This window comes from Streptomyces sp. ISL-100 (genome assembly GCF_018614615.1).
In the GTDB taxonomy this organism is placed as follows: domain Bacteria; phylum Actinomycetota; class Actinomycetes; order Streptomycetales; family Streptomycetaceae; genus Streptomyces.
Window position 1 is genome coordinate 27,281 of sequence record NZ_JAGGOK010000037.1, and the last position, 21,999, is coordinate 49,279.

Below are 21,999 nucleotides of genomic sequence, written 5' to 3' on the forward strand. Positions count from 1 at the left end.
CTCAAACCCCCTTGGCCGCGGTACGGACCAGGACGAGGCCACCGTTGGGGCCGGGGACGGCGCCCTTGATGAGCAGCAGACCCTTCTCGGCGTCAACGGCGTGGACGGTCAGGTTCTGGGTGGTGACCCGCTCGTTGCCCATACGACCCGCCATGCGCATGCCCTTGAAGACACGGCCGGGGGTGGCACAGCCACCGATGGAACCAGGCTTACGGTGCACGCGGTGGGCACCGTGGGACGCCTTGCCACCGGCGAAGTTGTGACGCTTCATGACACCGGCGAAGCCCTTGCCCTTGCTCTTGCCCGTGACGTCAACCTTGACGCCGGACTCGAACACCTCGGCAGTGATCTCCTGGCCGAGCGTGTACTCGCTGGCGTCGGAGGTACGGAGCTCCACCAGGTGGCGGCGCGGGGTCACGTCGGCCTTGGCGAAGTGGCCCTTGAGGGGCTTGTTCACCTTGCGAGGGTCGATCTCGCCGAAGGCGATCTGGACCGACTCGTAGCCGTCGGAGTCATTCGTGCGGACCTGGGTCACGACATTCGGCCCGGCCTTGACGACGGTCACCGGGACAACCCGGTTGTTCTCGTCCCAGACCTGGGTCATGCCGAGCTTCTCGCCCAGGATTCCCTTAATCTGCTTAGCCATCTCCGCGCCCCTCAGAGCTTGATCTCGATGTCAACGCCGGCCGGAAGGTCCAGGCGCATCAGCGAGTCAACGGTCTTGGGGGTGGGGTCGAGGATGTCGATGAGGCGCTTGTGCGTGCGCATCTCGAAGTGCTCGCGAGAATCCTTGTACTTGTGCGGCGACTTGATGACGCAGTACACGTTCTTCTCTGTGGGCAGCGGCACCGGGCCTGCGACCGACGCACCAGTGCGAGTCACCGTCTCGACGATCTTCTTCGCCGAAGAGTCGATGACCTCGTGGTCGTAGGCCTTGAGCCGGATGCGGATCTTCTGTCCCGCCATGGCTACCTAGTAGTCCTGTTCTCTCGTAACGCTCTGGGACCCGTGGATTGTCTGGGAAAGCACCGCTCTGCTCCGACCCACGCGGTCGGGCGTGTCGCATCCTCGCCACGTAGAAATCCCGAAGGTTTTCCCTGCAGTAGGGGATGCGGTCCGCGACCGCGAGCCGGGGGCAGAACACCCACCGGGCGCCTGGTATCAGCCCCGCTGACGCTTCCCGAAAGATTCCCGTACGTCCGCCCCAGCGCTGCCCTGAGGGGCAGTTAAGGCGACGAGTACTGTGGGACTCGCTTCCGGTCCTCCCGACGGGAGGCGCGCAGCATCGGCACTCAACCGAGCAACCCCGACAGTCTGCCATACGGGGCACAGCCCGCGCCAATCGGGCGCAGAAGATTACCCCGTGCGCGACGCACGTCAAACCGCACCGCCGTCCGGGCGCGCCGCACACGCCGTCCACCCGTGCGGGTGAAGGACCCCCCGTACGGCGGCACGAGCGGCAATCGCCTCTCTAGCGTCATATGCCATGGTCACTTCTTCGCATGAGGCTATGCACCGCATCCTCCAGGAGGCACCGGGTGCCTTCACCCGCACCTTCCGGGCACTCGACCTCCCCTTCGACGACCCCGTCGCCGTCACCCTGCTCCCAACCGACCGCGTGGACGCACTGCTGCGCTTCGACACCGCCGACCCGGCCAGCAGCTTTCTGCTGGCGGTCCAGGCCCAGGAGAAGGAGGACCCGGCGAGGCGTGCAAGCTGGGTCTACTCCCTGACCCGCCTCAATGTCGAGTACGGCGTTCCGCCGGTACTTCTCGTCGTGTGCCAGGACAGGAACACCGCAGCCTGGGCTGCCGAACCGGTCGACATCGGCCTCCCGCAGTGGCCGGCCCTGACGATGCGCCCCTTGGTCCTGGGCCCGCACAACGTCCCGGCCCTCACCGACCCCGCCGCAGCCGCCCGCGACATCCTCCTGGCCACGCTCTCCGCGATCACCCACGGCAAGGCCCCGGAGGCCGACGCCGTGCTGAAAGCGCTGGCCGCTGGGTTGAGGGCCGTGGACCGAGACACCGCGAGCATCGTCATCGAACTCGCAGAACTGGGCCTGGGCACCGCCCCGGCAGCTCAGATCTGGAGGGACCTGATGGTCATCGAGGGCCGGCTAGAGGCGCGGACGGAGGACATCCTGCTAATGCTCACCCGGCGCGGCATCGAGATCCCCGACAACGCCCGCCACCGCATCACCAGCTGTACCGACCTCGACACTCTCAGCGCCTGGCTCACCCGCACCCTCACCGCCACCTCCGCTGAGGACCTTTTCGCAGACGACTGACGGCCCCTAAGCGCCTCCGAGCCCCTGCCCTCGGTCAAACAGGGCAGGGGCTCGGGCGTGCGAGTCAGCTCGTGGACGCGTACGCCACGAAGTCGGCCCAGGCGTCGGGCGCGAACCCGAGCTGTGGGCCGCGCACGTTCTTGGAGTCGCGGACGTGGACGGTGCCGCAGCCTGCCGCGATCTCGACGCAGTCGTTGCTATCGCTGGCGCTGTAGCTGCTCTTGGTCCACGCAACCTCGACGCAGTTGGGGCCGTCATTGGTGCTGTGGCTGCTCTTGCTCCACTCCAGCGCGGAGGCGTCCCCGGCAGAGGGCTTAAGAGTCATGTCTCATCCCGCACTTTCTCGATGAAGGCCAGCGACTCCCGTGGGCTAAGAGCCTGGGCCCGGATGATCCCATACCGAAGTTCAAGGATTTGGATCTGTTTCGGATCGGGGACCATGCGGCTCATCAGCTGCGCCTCCGAGTAGCCCACCGCTGAACCGTCCCCGAACTTCAACACCTGAAGCTGACCGGCCATTCCTGCATGGTCGTCGCGATCCGTCGGCATCACCTGCATCTCAACGTTCCGCAACTGGGCGACTTCCAGGAGTCGTTCGAGCTGTCGGCGCAGCACCAATCTGCCCCCGATCGGACGCCGAAGCGTCACCTCTTCCTGCACGAAGGTGAGGGCCGGGGCGGGCGACCGGTCGAAGATCACCCTTCTTGCCATACGAGCTTCCACCTGCCGGTCCAACTCATCCACGGAGTACGCGGGCCGCCGCATGTCGAACAGCGCCCGCGCGTACTCCTCCGTCTGCAACAGGCCGTGCATGTTGTGGTTGCCGTACGCGCCGAGCTCGACCGCTTCCGCCTCCAGTTTCGCCAGATCACGGACCTTCTTCGGGTACCGCGCCTCCTCCACGTCCTTCTTCATCGCGGAGATCTTGCCGCCCGCGCCCAGGACCTCGTCCGCGCGGTCCAGGTACTCCGGCTTGGGGATGCGCCGGCCGCGTTCCACCGCCGAGACCATTTCCTCGCCGTACCCGATCGCCGCACCAAACTCGACCTGCCGCAGACCCGCAGCCTCGCGCCAGAGCTTGAGCTGGCGGCTCACCGCCTTGAGCACCGCACCGGAGTCGTCCTCCAGGCCCGTGTCCCAGCCGGGGCCGTCCGCCCCGTCCGTCGTGTAGTCCGTACTGTCGCCGCCCATACCGACACCCACCTCCGACGTGCCCGCGCGCCCGACGCCTCGTACGGGCCGGACAGGACCGGGCCGCGACCGGACAGTCACTGTCCGTATATGCGTCGTCGCTGTTCAGCGTAGATGCGTCCCGCCACGCTGGGTGATGTGAATCGAGAAATCACCCAAACCCATGCCGGAACGCGGCAGTACGCCGTCCAGCTCTCCGCCACCCGCCGGGGCGCCCGGCTCGCGCGGTTGCTCGCGACCGAGCAACTGCGCTCCTGGGGCCTCCCGTTGGAGAACGCCGCCCTTGTCGTCGCCGAGCTGGCTACGAACGCCACGACTCACGGCCGCGTGCCGGGGCGGGACTTCCGGCTCACGCTCACCGTCACCGCCACCGACACACTCCGTATCGAGGTGACCGACGCACGCGGTGATCGGCTGCCGGCGGCTCAGGCGCCCGGCGACGGAGAGTCGGGGCGCGGGCTGCTGCTCGTCGACGCGCTCGCGGACCGCTGGGGAGTTGCGTCCGGGCCGCTGCCCTGCAAGACGGTGTGGGCCGAGATCAGTTTCGTGCGCTGACTCGTTCCCTCTGCCACCGGCGGCGCGAGGGGCTGGCGGCTAAGCTCGACGTATGAGCGTGGCCTCCGACCACTATCCAGAACTGCACCGCCTGATTGACAGGCTGCGACCAGAGCAGGCCGAGGCGGTGCGGTCCGTGGTGCTGCAACTCGTCGTCGACAACACACCAGCGCCCGAACCTGCCGCGCCCACCGAAGCCCAGCGACGCCGACGGCTTTCCTTCGGTGGGGCCATCGAGGCAGAGCCGGATCTGGCGACGCGCTCATCCGACATTCTCCGCGAGGAGCTGGGCGGCACCGATCAGTGATCATCTGCGACACGGGGCCGATCGTCGCCGCGTTCAACTCCAAGGACGCCCGCCACTCGGGGCTACCTCCTGGCAACACGCGGCGGCACACGAGCTGAAGCGATGTTTCTGCGCGCCCTGGCATCCGATGAGCTGCGTCTCGTCCCGCTAATGTGTGAAGACCTCTCGCGCATGGTCGACCTGGTCGAGCAGTACGCCGATCTCCCGCTCGGAGCGGCCGACGCGTCGGTGATCGCGGTTGCCGAGCGACTGAGAGCGAGCGACATCGCCACCATCGATCTGCGGCACTTTCGTATCGTGCGCCCCCGGCATGTCAGCGCGCTCACGCTGCTTCCTTGAGCACTCGCGGACTTCTGGACCGGGTCGCGGTGTGCCGCGACCCGGTGGGCCGCGTCGTGGGGCGGCGCGACATCTAAAACTTTCAATCCGGCGGAGCAAAAGACCCTTCCCAACCCCACCAGCCTCCCGTCACCCACACGGGTGGCGTTCGCCAACTGGGCTGGCTTCGCTGCCGGTTGCCTGGCATATGCTCGCCCCGACAACCACAGACATGCGACGGCCCCCGCCGGGACTGGCATCCCGAACGAGGGCCTGACCAACGAGGAAGAAGCAGCTTCCCGATGGATGTTCAGCACCTTAGCGCGCGTTCGCGCGCCTCGTCCGGTGATCGTCGGGCTGCCACCCGTTCCGGCGTCGTTCACGCCAACACCCGGCACACCAGCCGCTACACCGTCGTCGGCAACCACCTCAGCCAGCACCGCGAACTGACCCTGGTCGCGATCGGGCTCGCCGTACACATCCAGTCACTGCCCGCCGGGGCCCGTATCGGCATCAAGTTCCTCGCGGCTCGGTTCCCGGAGAGCGAGGCGCGTATCGCCTCCGCCCTGCGGGAGCTGGAGGCCTGCGGCTACCTGAAGCGGTCGCGGGAGCGGCTGCCCAACGGCCGGATCGTCACCCGTACGGTGTCCTGCAACCAGCCGGGAGCACGCCCCGCCGCCGCTGCCCCGTCCCGGCCCCGGCGGCCGAAGGCGGCCCGGCCCGCGCCCGTCGGCGTACCCGTGGAGCAGCAGCCGGCGCCGCCGCCGGAACCCGCTCCGGCCCCGGCCTCCGCCGCCGCCGCGCCACGACGCGTGACTCCACCGCTCCCCGAGCCACTGACCGAGGACCCAGTACGCGACAGGGTCGCCGTCGACCTCCTCGCGCGCCTGCGCCAGGACGACCCGCGCCTGACGCTCGCCGAGCGGGACGTGCACCGGCTGGCCCCCGGTGTCGCCGCCTGGCTGGAACGCAGCGCCGCTCCCGAGGCCGTGCGCCAAGCCCTGACCACGGGCCTGCCGGAGCAGCCGACCAGCCCAGCGGGCCTGATCGCGCACCGGCTGACCGAGCTGATGCCGGGGCCGCTCCCGCCCGAACCCGTCGTCGTACGACCGGATCCGTTCCAGGACTGCGAGGGCTGCGACCGCCCCTTCCGCGCCCCGGAACCCGGCCGCTGCCGCGACTGCCGCCCGGTCGTTCCGGGGGCCGCCTAGCATGAAGGTGACGACCCTTCTTGCCCGGGGACACCGACCACGAGGAGCGAGCGCCATGACCATCGCCCCGGACGACGCACGGCGAGACTCCCGCCAGTACCAGGTGATGCGGGAGTTCGTTCAGGCCATGGACGACACCCTTCCCGGCAAATTCGAGATCACCAAGGAAGGGATCGTCCACGACATGATGTCGCCCGCAAAGCCGCATGAGCTCACCACGCTGCGCGTGCGGAGGCGTCTTGAGAAGGTCCTGCCGGAAGAGCTCGTAGCCCACACGGGGACGCCGGATATGGAAGAGGCGGCAGAGGGCATCATGCGTCATCCCGACGTCATGGTGATCGCCGAGGCGGACATGGAGGGCGAGGGGTCCTTCGACCCCCGCACGCTCATCGCCGCGATCGAGGTCGTGTCCCGGTCCAACCCGGACAACGACTGGGTCGGCAAGATGCGCGACTATCCGCTGCTCGGAATCCCGGTGTACGCGATCTTTGATCCTCGTACGGGTGCCGGAGCTGTGCTGTCCGACATCCACCCGACACCGGACGGTCCCCGGTACGCGACCCGGAAGGACTTCGTCTACGGCGAGGGCGTCACCATCGGCGAGTGGACGATCTCGACGGAGCAGTTGCCGCGCTACCCGTAGCCGCACCGCTCACAGCCGCCTGGCGCGGCGACGTCGCTTGGCGACCACGAAGCCAACGGTCAGAGCGGCGGCACCGGCCGCCAGCCCGAGGCCGTACAAGGTCTCGGCGGTACTGCTGCCGCCTGCGGCCGTACTGCCCGTGCCGCCCCTGACCCCGAGAGTGGGGGACGCAGTGGGCTGAACGGGTGAGGGAGTGGGCGTGGCTGTAGCCGTCGCTGGGGCTGTGGCGGTGGCCGTGGTCGGCACGGGGGCCGGGATTGTGGCTGTGACGGTGGCTGTGGCCGGCGCCGGTGGCGTGGCTGTGGCTGTGCCGACTTCGCCCCTGCTGGGCAGCGCCTCGCACGCCACGCCGTCGTCCTCCCCCTGGTCCTCGGCCAGCCCGTGCGGGTCACTGGGGTCCCGGTTGTACTCCGCCTGCGCCTCCTCCTGGAAGGCGAAGTCGCTGCAGTCGAGGTCGGGCTGCGCGTAGGAAACGCCGGACAGCGGTACGGAGGCGGCGGCAGCCAGTACCACGGCTGCTGCGGCAGTACGAAGATTCATTTCTCGAACGTAAGCAAGGTGATCTTTCCCTGCCACTCGACTGTGGCAGACAGCGTCACCGGCTGACGCGCCGACGAACCGGCTTGCCCGGCCGAGGCAACCCCGACGCCCGAACAGCCGTCTAGTCCAGCGCGGCCGGTCCCCCGGGGGGTGGGATCGGCGCCTTAAGCGATCGACGGATGTACGCGCGGCGCGAGCAACGCCCGCTGCGGGGGAAGCGGACGGAGCGCGGCGCGTGACCAGCACGACCGGACGGGGGCCTGCTGCTGCCTGCCCCCAGGACGCCACCACACCGGGCCCCACCAGGCGCGCTCTGGTCGCGTCCGCCGCCGCCCTCACCGCCGGCCTCGCCCTCACCTCGTGCTCCGTCCCCGCCCCGCGCCGCAAGGGCCCCGCCGCCGACCCGGTCCCCGGCAAGCAGATATCCAGCCCCCGGCACGCACTGCTGATGCAGATACTCGCCCACCCGGACGACGACCTGTACTTCATGAACCCGGACACCCGGCAGACGCTGGACTCCGGCGTCCCGCTGGTCTGCGTGTACGTCACCGCCGGTGAGGCCAATGGCGTCAACCGGATACCCGGCGCGGGTCCGCAGCCCGCCGACCGGACGGCGTACTCCTCCGCCCGCCATCAGGGACTGCGTCAGGCGTACGCCGTCCTCCTGGGCCTCCCCCGGTTCACCACGTGGCAGAAGTCCGTGACCACCCTGCGCGGGGACCACAAAGCCGAGCTGAACACCCTCGTCAACGGCGACCGCCGCGTCGAGCTGATCTTCCTCAACCTGGCCATGCACACCTCATGGGGGCGCATGGGTCTACCCAGCCTCTGGGAGGCGCGCGGGCTCTCCCTCCGTACCGTCGTGGCGGACGACTCGCCCCTGGAGAAGGCCGGTTCGTACAACTACGACGGGCTCATCGACGTACTCGCGGGACTGCTGGAGCGCTACCGGCCCACGGTCGTGCACACCCTCGACCCGGACCCCGACATCCAGCACAGCGACGAGGCCACGCGGCGCCGCGACAGTGAGCAGCCCGGGTACTCCGACCACGCCGACCACACCGCGGTCGCGTCGTTCGCCTGGGCGGCGATGATCCGGCGCGTCGCCGAGGCGACGGAGGGCGGCGGTGACGTGCCCGGCTTCGTCGCCACGTCCTTCCGCGGCTACTACAACCGCCACTGGCCGAAGAACCTCTCCGAGCCGGTGCTCAGGGAGAAGGCGTCCCACCTCGTCCCGTACGGCGGCGCTCCCGACTGGGAGTGCGGGAACGCGGCGGGCTGCGGCGACTACAACGTCGGCGGCGACCGCCCGCTCACCAACCGCAAGGGCTGGGTCCGCTCCACCCACTACCGCTACCCCGGCGCCCGCCCGGTCGTCGCCGCCGGCCCCGACGGGCGTCTGGCGGCGTACGGCGTGCTGGGCCTGCGGGTCGCACGCTGGCGCGAGACGGCGCCCGGCAGCGGCGCGTGGGGCGCGCCGGACGACCTCGGCGGCGGGCCACTGGCGCCCGTGCTGGGCGCGGCGACCCTGCGGGAGGGCCGCCAGCTCCTGTTCGGCCTGCGGTTCTCCGCGCTGGCCGGCCATGGCGCGGCGAATACCCGCGAGATCGTACTGCTCGAACAGCGCAAGGCCGGCGGCGAGTTCGGCGCCTGGACGGGTCTCGGCAATCCAGAAACGGACCACGACCGGGGCCGCCGCATCGGCTCCCCCGTGGCGGTGGCGACCCCCGACGGCCGGGTCCACCTCTTCGTACGGAACGCGGACAACGGCATCAGTACGCGCGTCCGGAGCACTGCCGGCCGCTGGAACGCCTGGCGCGACCTCGGCGGCGGCGAGATCCAGGACGGCCTGGCCACGGCGGTGGACGGCGGCGGCCGTGTCCACGTTTTCGCGGCGGGGCACGACACCGTGCACCACTGGACGCAGGACGCGCCCGGCAGGCCCGTAGGCCCGCGCCCCGTCACCGGCCTGCCCACCCCGGGTGGCTCCCTCACCACCCTCACCGCCCCCGACGGCGGCATAGAACTGATCTACCGCCGCCCCGCCACGTCCCGCCTCATCACGGCCCGAGTCGGCGGCAGCAGGCCGGTAGGGCTGCGCTTCAACGGTTACGGCGCGGTGGGCGCCGCATCCGCCCCCACGGGACCGGTTCTCCTGGGCCGCGACCGCAAGGGCCGGGCGCAGCTGCTGGCAGAGGGCCGCCTGATCCGCCGCGAGGGCACGCCGGCCTCCCTTGAGGGCCCGACCCTCCACCTCGGCCCGAAGGGCCCGGTAGTGGTCGGCCTGGGCCCGGACGCGACCCCGTGGCTCTGGCGCCCCTAGGAGGACTGCCGCAACGCGGCACTATCCGCCACCGCACGACAGAAGGGCCCCCGCACCGCCGCGAACGACGGAGCAGGGGCCCTTCTTTGGTGCTCGTGCAGGAGCAACCAGGTCAGACCAACAAACTACTTGTTGATCTTGGTGACCTGGCCGGCGCCGACGGTCCGGCCACCCTCACGGATGGCGAACTTGAGGCCCTCTTCCATGGCAACCGGCTGAATCAGGTTGACCGTCATGATGGTGTTGTCACCAGGCATGACCATCTCGGTGCCCTCGGGGAGGGTCACAACGCCCGTTACGTCCGTCGTACGGAAGTAGAACTGCGGGCGGTAGTTGTTGAAGAAGGGGGTGTGACGGCCACCCTCGTCCTTCGACAGGATGTAGGCCTGGGCCTCAAACTCGGTGTGCGGCGTAACCGAACCGGGCTTGATGATGACCTGGCCGCGCTCGACGTCCTCGCGCTTGATGCCACGGAGGAGGAGGCCGACGTTCTCGCCCGCCTGACCCTCATCCAGCAGCTTGCGAAACATCTCGATGCCCGTGACCGTGGTGGTGGTCTTCTCTTCCTTGATGCCCACAATGTCAACAGTCTCGTTGACCTTGAGGATGCCACGCTCGATACGACCGGTGACGACCGTGCCACGACCGGTGATCGTGAAGACGTCCTCGATCGGCATCAGGAACGGCTTGTCGACGTCGCGCTCGGGCTGCGGGATCGACTCGTCGACGGCCTTCATCAGGTCGAGGACGGTCTGGCCCCACTCGGCGTCGCCCTCGAGCGCCTTGAGCGCCGAGACCTTGACGACCGGGAGGTCGTCGCCCGGGAACTCGTACTCGGAGAGGAGCTCACGAACCTCGAGCTCGACGAGCTCCAGGATCTCCTCGTCGTCCACCATGTCGGCCTTGTTCAGGGCGACAACGATGTACGGCACGCCTACCTGGCGGGCCAGGAGCACGTGCTCCTTGGTCTGCGGCATCGGGCCGTCGGTGGCCGCGACCACGAGGATGGCGCCGTCCATCTGCGCCGCACCCGTGATCATGTTCTTGATGTAGTCCGCGTGACCGGGGCAGTCGACGTGCGCGTAGTGACGCGACTCCGTCTGGTACTCGACGTGCGCGATCGAGATCGTGATACCGCGCTGGCGCTCCTCAGGAGCCTTGTCGATCTGGTCGAAGGCCGAGGCCTCGTTCAGGGTCGGGTACGCGTCATGCAGCACCTTGGTAATCGCCGCGGTCAGCGTCGTCTTACCGTGGTCAATGTGACCGATGGTGCCGATGTTGACGTGCGGCTTAGTCCGCTCGAACTTCGCCTTCGCCACTGGGTCCTCCTGGAGTGGTTCTGTACGCCTTGCTTCATCGGCGCCAGGTGATCTTTGCTGGGGTGCCAACCGCCGGGATTCTCACACACGGGTCGCGGGGAGAGCCCCGGCGGTTGGGTCAAGCCTAAAGCGTCAACTCGGGGGAGTTACTCGCCCTTGGCCTTCGCGATGATCTCCTCGGCGACGTTCCGCGGAACCTCGGCGTAGGAGTCGAACTGCATCGAGTAGCTTGCGCGACCCGAGGTCTTGCTGCGGAGGTCTCCGACGTAGCCGAACATCTCCGAGAGGGGCACGAGGCCCTTCACGACGCGAGCGCCGCTGCGCTCCTCCATGGCCTGAATCTGGCCACGGCGGGAATTGAGGTCGCCGATCACATCGCCCATGTAGTCCTCGGGCGTGGTGACCTCGACGGCCATCATCGGCTCGAGGAGCACGGGAGAGGCCTTGCGGGCACCCTCCTTGAACGCCTGCGAACCGGCGATCTTGAAGGCGAGCTCCGAGGAGTCGACCTCGTGGTAACCACCGTCGAGAAGGGTGACGCGAACGCCGACCATCTCGTAGCCGGCCAGGATGCCGAACTGCATGGCTTCCTGCGCGCCCGCGTCCACCGAGGGGATGTACTCCCTGGGGATGCGGCCACCGGTGACCTTGTTGACGAACTCGTACGAGGCGTCGCCACCCTCGATGGGCTCAAGGGCGATCTGCACCTTCGCGAACTGGCCGGTACCACCAGTCTGCTTCTTGTGCGTGTAGTCGATACGCTCGACGGCCTTGCGGATCGTCTCGCGGTAAGCGACCTGGGGCTTGCCGACGTTCGCCTCGACGCGGAACTCTCGCTTCATGCGGTCGACAAGAACCTCGAGGTGAAGCTCGCCCATACCGCCGATGACGGTCTGGCCGGTCTCCTCGTTGGTGTGCACCTGGAAGGAGGGGTCCTCCTCCGAGAGACGCTGGATGGCTACACCCAGCTTCTCCTGGTCACCCTTGGACTTGGGCTCGATCGCGACCTCGATGACCGGCGCCGGGAAGTCCATGGACTCCAGGATCACCGGGTTCTTCTCGTCGCAGAGCGTCTCACCGGTGGTGGTCTGCTTCAGGCCCATGACGGCGATGATGTCACCGGCGCCCACCGACGCGATCTCCTCACGCTTGTTCGCGTGCATGCGGTAGATCTTGCCGATGCGCTCCCTCTTGCCCTTGACCGAGTTCAGCACGGAGCTGCCGGCCTCGAGGCGGCCCGAGTAAACCCGGACGAAGGTGAGCTTGCCGAGGTGCGGGTCGCTCATGATCTTGAATGCAAGACCGGAGAACGGCTCGTCGTCGGCCGGCTTGCGCTGGACGACCTTCTCGGGGTCCTTGACGTCGTGGCCCTCAATGGCCTCGACGTCCAGGGGGGAAGGCAGGTAGCGCACGACCGCGTCGAGCAGGGGCTGAACGCCCTTGTTCTTGAACGCGGTGCCACAGAACACCGGGGTGACGGTGACGGAGTCGGCGCTGCCCTTGGAGGCGAGGGTGATACGACGGATGGCGGCGTACAGCTGCTCCACCGTCGGCTCCTGGCCGTCGAGGTACAGCTCCATCATCTCGTCGTCGTGCTCGGCCACAGCCTCAAGGAGCTTGCCGCGGTACTCGTTGGCAGCCTCGATGTGGGTGTCCGGGATGTCGACGGTGTCGTACATCTCGCCCTTGGCGGCCTCGGCGGACCAGACAAAGGCCTTCATCGTCACGAGGTCGACGACGCCCTTGAAGTCTGCTTCAGCACCGATGGGGAGCTGCATGACCAGCGGAACCGCACCGAGGCGGTCGACGATCATGTCGACGCAGCGGTGGAACTCGGCGCCGGTGCGGTCGAGCTTGTTGACGAAGCAGATACGCGGCACGCCGTAGCGGTCCGCCTGACGCCAGACAGTCTCGGACTGCGGCTCGACGCCCGCCACACCGTCGAACACGGTGACGGCACCGTCGAGGACGCGGAGCGAACGCTCCACCTCGACGGTGAAGTCGACGTGACCGGGGGTGTCAATGATGTTGATCGTGTGATCAACCTCATTGAGCGGCCAGTGACAGGTCGTCGCGGCAGACGTGATCGTGATGCCGCGCTCCTGCTCCTGCTCCATCCAGTCCATGGTGGCTGCGCCATCGTGGACTTCACCGATCTTGTAAGACACACCGGTGTAGAAGAGGATCCGCTCGGTGGTGGTCGTCTTGCCCGCGTCGATGTGGGCCATGATCCCAATGTTGCGGACCTTGGCCAGGTCAAGCGAAGTGGTGGCCATAAGGCTCAATCTTCTCTCGGTCTCGATGTGGGTAGCGACTACCAGCGGTAGTGCGCGAAGGCCTTGTTCGACTCGGCCATCTTGTGGGTGTCCTCGCGCTTCTTGACGGCAGCGCCAAGACCGTTGGAGGCGTCGAGCAGCTCGTTCATGAGGCGCTCGGTCATGGTCTTCTCGCGGCGGGCGCGGGAGTAACCCACGACCCAGCGCAGCGCGAGGGTGGCCGCACGACCGGGCTTGACCTCGATCGGCACCTGGTACGTCGCGCCACCGACACGGCGGGACTTGACCTCGAGCGAGGGCTTGACGTTCTCAAGCGCGCGCTTCAGCGTGATGACCGGGTCGTTGCCGGTCTTCTCGCGGAGGCCTTCCATGGCGCCGTAAACGATGCGCTCGGCGGTGGAACGCTTGCCGTCAAGCAGAATCTTGTTGATCAGCGACGTGACAAGAGGAGAGCTGTAGACCGGGTCAATGATGACCGGGCGCTTCGGGGCGGGGCCCTTACGAGGCATTCTTACTTCTCCTTCTTGGCGCCGTAGCGGCTGCGGGCCTGCTTGCGGTTCTTGACACCCTGGGTGTCGAGCGAACCGCGGATGATCTTGTAGCGAACACCCGGCAGGTCCTTCACACGGCCACCACGCACGAGCACGATGGAGTGCTCCTGCAGGTTGTGTCCCTCACCCGGGATGTAAGCAGTGACTTCGATCCCGCTGGTCAGACGCACACGCGCGACCTTACGCAGGGCCGAGTTCGGCTTCTTCGGGGTGGTCGTGAACACACGCGTGCAGACGCCGCGACGCTGAGGGGAACCCTCAAGTGCGGGCGTCTTGTTCTTCTCGACCTTGTCCTGTCGGCCCTTGCGGACCAGCTGCTGGATCGTAGGCACTACTTCTCCGGTTTCTGTGTGCCGATCACTGTGAAACTAACCTGGAACACCTCCGACCCACGCGGTCGGGTGTGTCGAACACTGGAAGCCTCCACCGAAATGGAGAAGTCACAGGTTGCGGCGTGCTTTTCTACCCCGGCTCCCTTAGCGGACATAAGCACGCAGTGGAGCCAGGACACACCCCAGGCACAAGGTCTGACTGTACCTACCTCATTGACTCCGGTCAAAACAAATGCCGTCCACCCCAACACACCGGACTTCCCGAGCTCTGTCCGCAGGCCGGCCGGCCATTGGGCGGCCCGCGAACGGCCCGCAGAAAGGCACTCGGAAGGCGCACAGCCCGCCAACGCCGCAGGGCGGCCACCCCGAAGGGTGACCGCCCTGTGGACGTACTGACACGCACTCTTACTGGTTGTACGGACCGTAGTCGTAGTCCTCCAGCGGGACGGCCTGGCCGGAGCCGGTGCCGAACGGCGAGTAGTCGATGTCGTCGTAGCCGACGGCCGAGTACATCGCGGCCTTGGCCTCCTCGGTGGGCTCCACCCGGATGTTGCGGTAGCGGGACAGGCCCGTACCGGCCGGGATGAGCTTACCGATGATGACGTTCTCCTTGAGGCCGATCAGGGAGTCGGACTTGGCGTTGATCGCCGCGTCCGTCAGAACCCTGGTCGTCTCCTGGAAGGACGCCGCCGACAGCCACGACTCGGTCGCCAGCGAGGCCTTGGTGATACCCATCAGCTGCGGACGGCCGGAGGCCGGGTGGCCGCCTTCCGTGACCACACGACGGTTCTCGCCCTCGAAGCGGCCGCGCTCGACGAGCTCGCCCGGAAGCAGCTCGGCGTCGCCCGACTCGATGATCGTCACGCGGCGCAGCATCTGCCGGATGATGATCTCGATGTGCTTGTCGTGGATCGACACACCCTGGCTGTTGTAGACCTTCTGGACTTCGCCGACCAGGTGGACCTGGACCGCGCGCTGACCGAGGATCCGCAGCACGTCGTGCGGGTTGGTGGCACCCACGGTGAGCTTCTGGCCCACCTCGACGTGGTCGCCCTCGCCCACGAGCAGACGGGCACGCTTCGAGATCGGGAACGCCGTCTCGTCGCTGCCGTCGTCCGGGGTGACGACGATCTTCTTGGTCTTCTCGGTCTCCTCGATACGGATGCGGCCGGCCGCCTCCGAGATCGGGGCGACACCCTTGGGCGTACGAGCCTCGAAGAGCTCGACGACACGGGGCAGACCCTGGGTGATGTCGTCACCGGCCACACCACCGGTGTGGAAGGTACGCATCGTCAGCTGGGTACCGGGCTCACCGATGGACTGGGCGGCGATGATGCCGACCGCCTCACCGATGTCGACCAGCTTGCCGGTGGCGAGCGAGCGTCCGTAGCAGAAGGCACAGGTGCCGACCGCGGACTCACAGGTCAGGACCGAGCGGGTCTTGACCTCCTCGACGCCGTGCATGACCAGCTGGTCGATGAGCACGTCACCGAGGTCGACATTGGCCGGCGCGATGACCTTGCCGTCAATGACTACGTCCTCGGCGAGCATGCGTGCGTACACGCTGGTCTCGACGTCGTCCGTCTTGCGCAGGATGCCGTCGGCACCCTTCGACGCGATCTTCAGCTTGAGGCCGCGGTCGGTGCCACAGTCCTCCTCGCGGATGATCACGTCCTGCGAGACGTCCACCAGACGGCGGGTCAGGTAACCCGAGTCGGCGGTACGCAGGGCGGTGTCGGCGAGACCCTTACGGGCACCGTGGGTGGAGATGAAGTACTCCAGCACGGACAGACCCTCACGGAACGACGCCTTGATCGGACGAGGAATCGTCTCGTTCTTGGCGTTCGACACCAGACCACGCATACCGGCGATCTGACGCATCTGCATCATGTTTCCTCGGGCACCCGAGTCAACCATCATGAAGATGGGGTTCGTCTTGGGGAAGTTCGCGTTCATCGCCTCGGCAACCTCATTGGTCGCCTTGGTCCAGATCGCGATGAGCTCCTGAGTGCGCTCTTCCTTGGTGATGAGACCGCGCTCGTACTGCTTCTGGACCTTCTCGTCCAGCGCCTCGTAGCCCTTGACGATGGCCTTCTTGGCCTCGGGCACGACGACGTCGGAGATGGCCACGGTGACGCCCGAACGGGTCGCCCAGTGGAAGCCGGCCGCCTTCAGGTTGTCGAGCGTCGCCGCCACGATCACCTTGGGGTAGCGCTCCGCCAGGTCGTTGACGATCTCGGAGAGCTGCTTCTTGCCCACCGAGTAGTCGACGAACGGGTAGTCCTCGGGCAGCAGCTCGTTGAAGAGCGCGCGGCCCAGCGTCGTACGCAGCCGGAAGCTGTCGCCCTGCTGGAACTCCTGCTCGCCCTCCTCGGCAACCGGCGGCACCCAGCCACGCGGCGGGATGGTGCCCACCGGGAAACGGATGTCGACCTTCGCCTGGAGCGAGAGCTCGCGGTTGTCGAACGCCATGGTCGCCTCGGCGGTCGAGCCGAAGCTACGGCCCTCACCGATGACCTTGCGCTCTTCCTCGTCGGTCGTGAGGAAGAACAGGCCCAGCACCATGTCCTGGGTCGGCATGGTGACGGGACGACCGTCGGCCGGCTTCAGGATGTTGTTCGAGGACAGCATCAGGATGCGGGCCTCGGCCTGCGCCTCCGCGGAGAGCGGCAGGTGCACGGCCATCTGGTCACCGTCGAAGTCCGCGTTGAACGCGGTGCAGACGAGCGGGTGAATCTGGATGGCCTTGCCCTCGACCAGCTGCGGCTCGAAGGCCTGGATGCCGAGGCGGTGCAGCGTCGGCGCACGGTTCAGCAGAACCGGGTGCTCGGCGATGACCTCTTCCAGCACGTCGTAAACGACGGTCCGGCCACGCTCGACCATGCGCTTCGCCGACTTGATGTTCTGCGCGTGGTTGAGGTCAACCAGGCGCTTCATCACGAACGGCTTGAAGAGCTCCAGCGCCATGGCCTTGGGCAGACCACACTGGTGCAGCTTCAGCTGCGGGCCGACGACGATCACGGAACGCGCGGAGTAGTCCACACGCTTACCGAGAAGGTTCTGACGGAATCGACCCTGCTTGCCCTTGAGCATGTCGCTCAGGGACTTCAGCGGGCGGTTACCGGGACCGGTGACCGGACGGCCACGACGACCGTTGTCGAACAGCGCGTCAACGGCCTCCTGAAGCATGCGCTTCTCGTTGTTGACGATGATCTCGGGAGCACCGAGGTCGAGAAGCCGCTTCAGACGGTTGTTGCGGTTGATCACACGGCGGTACAGGTCGTTCAGGTCGGAGGTCGCGAAGCGGCCACCGTCCAGCTGCACCATCGGGCGAAGGTCCGGCGGGATGACCGGGACGCAGTCGAGCACCATGCCCTTGGGGCTGTTGGAGGTCTGCAGGAAGGCAGACACGACCTTCAGCCGCTTCAGCGCACGGGTCTTCTTCTGGCCCTTGCCGGTACGGATGATCTCGCGAAGCCGCTCGGCCTCTTCGTCGAGGTCGAAGGACTCCAGGCGCTTCTGCAGAGCAGCGGCGCCCATCGAGCCGTCGAAGTACGTACCGAAGCGGTCGCGCAGCTCGCGGTAGAGCAGCTCGTCGCCCTCGAGGTCCTGGACCTTGAGGTTCTTGAAGCGGCTCCATACCTCGTCGAGACGGTCGATCTCGCGCTGCGCACGGTCGCGCAGCTGCTTCATCTCACGCTCGGCACCTTCGCGCACCTTGCGGCGTACGTCGGCCTTGGCGCCCTCGGCCTCGAGCTCGGCCAGGTCGGTCTCGAGCTTCTTGGCGCGGGCTTCGAGGTCGGAGTCGCGACGGTTCTCGACCTGCTGACGCTCTACGGAGACGTGCGCCTCCAGCGACGGCAGGTCACGCGTGCGGCGCTCCTCGTCCACGAACGTGATCATGTACGCGGCGAAGTAGATGACCTTCTCGAGGTCCTTCGGCGCGAGGTCCAGCAGGTAGCCAAGGCGCGACGGGACGCCCTTGAAGTACCAGATGTGGGTGACGGGTGCGGCCAGCTCAATGTGGCCCATCCGCTCACGACGCACCTTGGCGCGAGTGACCTCGACGCCGCAGCGCTCGCAGATGATGCCCTTGAAGCGGACACGCTTGTACTTACCGCAGTAGCACTCCCAGTCCCGGGTCGGGCCGAAGATCTTCTCGCAGAAGAGTCCGTCCTTCTCGGGCTTGAGCGTGCGGTAGTTGATGGTCTCCGGCTTCTTCACTTCGCCGTGCGACCAGGTCCGGATGTCGTCCGCGGTGGCGAGGCCGATCCGCAGCTCGTCGAAGAAGTTGACGTCGAGCACTTGTCGTCAATCCCTCTTTCGGGGTCGAGAGTCAATCATGGTCTGAACGGGTCCGGGGAGAGCCGGCCGCCGCGGTGAAGCAGCGGCCGGACAACCCGTCAGACCTCTTCGACGCTGCTCGGCTCGCGCCGGGACAGGTCGATACCGAGCTCTTCCGCAGCGCGGAAGACGTCCTCGTCGGTGTCGCGCATCTCGATGGACATGCCGTCCGAGGACAGCACCTCCACGTTGAGGCACAGGGACTGCATCTCCTTGATGAGCACCTTGAAGGACTCGGGGATGCCGGGCTCAGGAATGTTCTCGCCCTTGACGATGGCCTCGTAGACCTTCACGCGGCCGGTGACGTCGTCGGACTTGATGGTCAGCAGTTCCTGGAGGGCGTAAGCGGCGCCATAAGCCTCAAGCGCCCACACCTCCATCTCACCGAAGCGCTGGCCACCGAACTGGGCCTTACCACCCAGCGGCTGCTGGGTGATCATCGAGTACGGACCGGTCGAACGAGCGTGCAGCTTGTCGTCGACCAGGTGGTGGAGCTTGAGGATGTACATGTAGCCGACCGAGACCGGCTCCGGGAAAGGCTCACCCGAGCGGCCGTCGAACAGGTTGGCCTTGCCCGAGGGCTGCACCATCCTGTTGCCGTCGCGGTTCGGGATCGTGGACTCGAAGAGACCCGAGATCTCGTCCTCGCGGGCACCGTCGAAGACCGGGGTGGCGACGTTGGTGCCGGGAGCGACCTCGTCGGCCCCGATCACCTTCAGGCGCTCCATCCAGTCCTCGCCGCCCTCGACCTTCCAGCCCTGACTGGCGAGCCAGCCCAAGTGGATTTCGAGGACCTGTCCCGGGTTCATTCGGGACGGGACACCCAGCGGGTTGAGGATGATGTCGACCGGGGTGCCGTCCTCCAGGAACGGCATGTCCTCGATCGGCAGGATCTTCGAGATGACGCCCTTGTTGCCGTGACGGCCGGCGAGCTTGTCACCATCGGTGATCTTGCGCTTCTGCGCGACGTAGACGCGAACCAGCTGGTTCACACCCGGCGGCAGCTCGTCGCCCTCTTCGCGGTCGAAGACGCGGACACCGATGATCTTGCCGACCTCGCCGTGCGGAACCTTCAGCGAGGTGTCGCGCACCTCGCGCGCCTTCTCACCGAAGATCGCGCGCAGCAGGCGCTCTTCCGGCGTCAGCTCGGTCTCACCCTTGGGCGTGACCTTGCCGACGAGGATGTCACCGGCGACGACCTCGGCACCGATACGGATGATGCCGCGCTCGTCGAGGTCCGCGAGGACCTCTTCGGAGACGTTCGGAATGTCCCGGGTGATCTCCTCCGGGCCGAGCTTGGTGTCACGGGCGTCGACCTCGTGCTCCTCGATGTGAATCGAGGAGAGGACGTCGTCCTGCACCAGACGCTGGCTGAGGATGATCGCGTCTTCGTAGTTGTGGCCCTCCCACGGCATGAACGCCACGAGCAGGTTCTTGCCGAGCGCCATCTCACCCTGCTGGGTGGCCGGCCCGTCGGCGAGGACCTGGCCCTCGACGACCCGGGCGCCCTCGTCCACGACAACCTTCTGGTTGACCGAGGTGCCCTGGTTGGAGCGGGAGAACTTCGCGATCCGGTACGTGGTGTACGTACCGTCGTCGTTGGCGACGGTGACGTAGTCCGCGGAAACCTCCTGGACCACACCGTCCTTCTCCGCCTTGATGACGTCACCGGCGTCGACCGCACAGCGGTATTCCATGCCGGTGCCGACGAGCGGCGCCTCGGACGTGATCAGCGGCACGGCCTGACGCATCATGTTCGCGCCCATGAGCGCGCGGTTCGCGTCGTCGTGCTCGAGGAACGGGATCATCGCGGTGGCGACCGACACCATCTGGCGCGGCGAGACGTCCATGTAGTCGACGTCGTCGCCGGGGATGTAGTCGATTTCGCCGCCACGACGGCGGACCAGCACGCGCGACTCGGTGAAGCGCATGTCCTCACCCAGCGTCGCGTTGGCCTGCGCGATGACGAAACGGTCTTCCTCATCGGCGGTCAGGTAGTCGACGTCGTCGGTGACGACACCCTCGACAACCTTGCGGTACGGCGTCTCGACGAAACCGAACGCGTTGACGCGGCCGTACGAGGCGAGCGAACCGATCAGACCGATGTTCGGGCCTTCGGGAGTCTCAATCGGGCACATACGGCCGTAGTGAGACGGGTGCACGTCACGGACCTCGAAGCCGGCCCGCTCACGGGAGAGACCACCCGGGCCAAGCGCCGACAGACGGCGCTTGTGGGTGAGACCCGACAGCGGGTTGTTCTGGTCCATGAACTGCGACAGCTGGCTGGTGCCGAAGAACTCCTTGATGGAGGCGACGACCGGCCGGATGTTGATCAGGGTCTGCGGCGTGATCGCCTCGACGTCCTGAGTCGTCATCCGCTCACGTACGACGCGCTCCATACGAGCCAGACCCGTGCGGACCTGGTTCTGGATGAGCTCGCCGACGTTACGCAGACGACGGTTGCCGAAGTGGTCGATGTCGTCGGTCTCGACGACGATGCTCCGGCCCGACTCGCCGACCGTCTCGACCTCGCCGGCGTGCAGCCGGACCAGGTACTTGATGGTGGCGATGATGTCCTTGCTGGTGAGGACACCGGCATTCAGCGGCTCGTCGGCGCCGAGCTTCTTGTTCACCTTGTAGCGGCCGACCTTCGCGAGGTCGTAGCGCTTCGGGTTGAAGTAGAGGTTCTCGAGCAGCGTCTGAGCAGCCTCACGCGTGGGCGGCTCGCCCGGGCGGAGCTTGCGGTAGATGTCGAGCAGCGCGTCGTCCTGGCCCTGGGTGTGGTCCTTCTCCAGGGTGGCGCGCATGGACTCGTACTCGCCGAACTCTTCGAGGATCTGCTCGGTGGTCCAACCGAGAGCCTTGAGGAGGACGGTCACGGACTGCTTGCGCTTGCGGTCGATGCGGACACCGACCATGTCGCGCTTGTCGATCTCCATCTCCAGCCAGGCACCCCGGGACGGGATGATCTTGGCGGAGAAGATGTCCTTGTCGGACGTCTTGTCGATGGAGGAGTCGAAGTAGACACCCGGCGAGCGGACCAGCTGCGACACCACGACACGCTCGGTGCCGTTGATGACGAAGGTGCCCTTGTTGGTCATGAGCGGGAAATCGCCCATGAAGACCGTCTGGGACTTGATCTCGCCGGTCTCGTTGTTGGTGAACTCTGCGGTGACGAAAAGGGGAGCCGCGAACGTGAAGTCGCGCTCCTTGCACTCGTCGATCGAGTTCTTCGGGGGCTCGAACCGGTGGTCGCGGAACGTCAGCGACATCGACCCGGAGAAGTCCTCGATCGGCGAGATCTCCTCGAAGATCTCTTCCAGACCAGACTTGGTGGGGACGTCCTGTCCGCTCTCGAGAGCGGCCTCGACGCGACCCTTCCAAGCGGCATTACCGAGCAGCCAGTCAAAGCTCTCGGTCTGCAGCGCGAGGAGGTTAGGAACCTCGAGGGGCTCCTTGATCTTTGCAAAGGAGATGCGCAGCGGGGCGGTGCTGGCGCCGTTGTTCGTATTAGAGGTCGAGGCGTTGCGCGAGGCGGCCAAGAGGGGGTCCTTCCGAGGGCTCGGACTCACTACGCGCGTACCGGTCCCAAGCCGGCACAGCGACAGAAATCCCTGGTCGGGGAAGTCGGCCGTCGATGCTCGAGCGAGGGTATGCCCCTGGTGACGGGCAGGAGGCAGCTAACAGGCAGCGCAAAGGGTCAGTGTAGCCACTTGGCCCACTGATGTCCAGTGCGGGTTGTTTGACACCCTCGCTGTACTCAACTCCTGCGGAAAGCCACGCGCGGTATGCGCATATC

Annotated in this window: 18 protein-coding genes; 7 read left to right on the top strand and 11 right to left on the bottom strand. The window is 66.9% G+C overall.

What is annotated here, in order from left to right; genetic code table 11:
• Position 1 precedes the first annotated feature (1 nt).
• Both rplC and rpsJ read right to left on the bottom strand, forming a co-directional pair.
• A complete protein-coding gene (rplC, locus tag J7E89_RS16915; protein WP_028812377.1) occupies positions 2-646 on the bottom strand; it encodes a 50S ribosomal protein L3 in 645 nt (214 codons plus the stop codon).
• A gap of 11 nt (positions 647-657) precedes the next feature.
• Entirely contained in the window at positions 658-966 is a 309-nt protein-coding gene (rpsJ, locus tag J7E89_RS16920) for a 30S ribosomal protein S10 (RefSeq protein ID WP_003948644.1), read from the bottom strand.
• 520 nt (positions 967-1,486) lie between these two features.
• Here rpsJ and J7E89_RS16925 point away from each other — a divergent pair.
• Positions 1,487-2,290: a hypothetical protein gene (locus tag J7E89_RS16925; protein WP_214974346.1), complete on the top strand. Its 804-nt coding sequence runs from the start codon at positions 1,487-1,489 to the stop codon at positions 2,288-2,290.
• A 64-nt stretch (positions 2,291-2,354) separates the two neighbouring features.
• Here the strand turns inward: J7E89_RS16925 and J7E89_RS16930 are convergent, their stop codons facing one another.
• Together J7E89_RS16930 and J7E89_RS16935 are read right to left on the bottom strand one after the other, a co-directional pair.
• Positions 2,355-2,615, bottom strand: coding sequence for a DUF397 domain-containing protein (locus tag J7E89_RS16930; protein ID WP_214974349.1), 261 nt, complete (start codon positions 2,613-2,615; stop codon positions 2,355-2,357).
• A complete protein-coding gene (locus J7E89_RS16935; protein WP_214974351.1) occupies positions 2,612-3,481 on the bottom strand; it encodes a helix-turn-helix transcriptional regulator in 870 nt (289 codons plus the stop codon). The genes J7E89_RS16930 and J7E89_RS16935 overlap by 4 nt, the downstream gene beginning before the upstream one ends.
• Positions 3,482-3,619: 138 nt before the next feature.
• On the opposite strand from J7E89_RS16935, the gene J7E89_RS16940 reads away from it, so the two are divergent.
• The 5 genes from J7E89_RS16940 to J7E89_RS16960 all read left to right on the top strand — a co-directional run bounded on the left by J7E89_RS16940 (position 3,620) and on the right by J7E89_RS16960 (position 6,515).
• The gene (locus J7E89_RS16940; protein WP_308315504.1) at positions 3,620-4,036 is read left to right on the top strand and encodes an ATP-binding protein; all 417 of its coding nucleotides are present in this window, start codon (positions 3,620-3,622) and stop codon (positions 4,034-4,036) included.
• 52 nt (positions 4,037-4,088) lie between these two features.
• Positions 4,089-4,343 carry a hypothetical protein gene (locus tag J7E89_RS16945; protein ID WP_214974355.1) on the top strand — a complete coding sequence of 85 codons (255 nt, stop codon included), beginning with the start codon at positions 4,089-4,091 and terminating at the stop codon, positions 4,341-4,343.
• A gap of 150 nt (positions 4,344-4,493) precedes the next feature.
• Complete coding sequence (locus tag J7E89_RS40910; protein WP_251060652.1) at positions 4,494-4,682, top strand: hypothetical protein; 189 nt, start codon at positions 4,494-4,496, stop codon at positions 4,680-4,682.
• Between the two features lie 281 nt (positions 4,683-4,963).
• Positions 4,964-5,872, top strand: coding sequence for a helix-turn-helix domain-containing protein (locus tag J7E89_RS16955; RefSeq protein WP_214974357.1), 909 nt, complete (start codon positions 4,964-4,966; stop codon positions 5,870-5,872).
• Between the two features lie 55 nt (positions 5,873-5,927).
• Positions 5,928-6,515, top strand: coding sequence for a Uma2 family endonuclease (locus J7E89_RS16960; RefSeq protein WP_214974359.1), 588 nt, complete (start codon positions 5,928-5,930; stop codon positions 6,513-6,515).
• 9 nt (positions 6,516-6,524) lie between these two features.
• Here J7E89_RS16960 and J7E89_RS16965 read toward each other — a convergent pair whose 3' ends face one another.
• Positions 6,525-7,055 (bottom strand): excalibur calcium-binding protein, encoded by a 531-nt coding sequence (locus tag J7E89_RS16965; protein WP_214974361.1) that lies wholly within the window; start codon positions 7,053-7,055, stop codon positions 6,525-6,527.
• A gap of 235 nt (positions 7,056-7,290) precedes the next feature.
• Here J7E89_RS16965 and J7E89_RS16970 point away from each other — a divergent pair, with 235 nt between their 5' ends.
• On the top strand, positions 7,291-9,378 hold the full coding sequence (locus J7E89_RS16970; protein ID WP_214974363.1) for a PIG-L family deacetylase: 2,088 nt from the start codon (positions 7,291-7,293) through the stop codon (positions 9,376-9,378).
• Between the two features lie 125 nt (positions 9,379-9,503).
• Here the strand turns inward: J7E89_RS16970 and tuf are convergent, their stop codons facing one another.
• The 6 genes from tuf to rpoB all read right to left on the bottom strand — a co-directional run bounded on the left by tuf (position 9,504) and on the right by rpoB (position 21,742).
• On the bottom strand, positions 9,504-10,697 hold the full coding sequence (gene tuf / locus J7E89_RS16975; RefSeq protein ID WP_214974365.1) for an elongation factor Tu: 1,194 nt from the start codon (positions 10,695-10,697) through the stop codon (positions 9,504-9,506).
• Between the two features lie 146 nt (positions 10,698-10,843).
• Positions 10,844-12,973, bottom strand: a complete 2,130-nt coding sequence (gene fusA / locus J7E89_RS16980) for an elongation factor G (protein WP_214974367.1) — start codon at positions 12,971-12,973, stop codon at positions 10,844-10,846.
• 38 nt (positions 12,974-13,011) lie between these two features.
• Positions 13,012-13,482, bottom strand: coding sequence for a 30S ribosomal protein S7 (rpsG, locus tag J7E89_RS16985; RefSeq protein WP_028812383.1), 471 nt, complete (start codon positions 13,480-13,482; stop codon positions 13,012-13,014).
• A 2-nt stretch (positions 13,483-13,484) separates the two neighbouring features.
• Positions 13,485-13,856 carry a 30S ribosomal protein S12 gene (gene rpsL / locus J7E89_RS16990; protein ID WP_003948652.1) on the bottom strand — a complete coding sequence of 124 codons (372 nt, stop codon included), beginning with the start codon at positions 13,854-13,856 and terminating at the stop codon, positions 13,485-13,487.
• Positions 13,857-14,261: 405 nt separating this feature from the next.
• Complete coding sequence (locus tag J7E89_RS16995; RefSeq protein WP_214974369.1) at positions 14,262-18,161, bottom strand: DNA-directed RNA polymerase subunit beta'; 3,900 nt, start codon at positions 18,159-18,161, stop codon at positions 14,262-14,264.
• Between the two features lie 98 nt (positions 18,162-18,259).
• Entirely contained in the window at positions 18,260-21,742 is a 3,483-nt protein-coding gene (rpoB, locus tag J7E89_RS17000; RefSeq protein WP_214974371.1) for a DNA-directed RNA polymerase subunit beta, read from the bottom strand.
• Positions 21,743-21,999 lie beyond the last annotated feature (257 nt).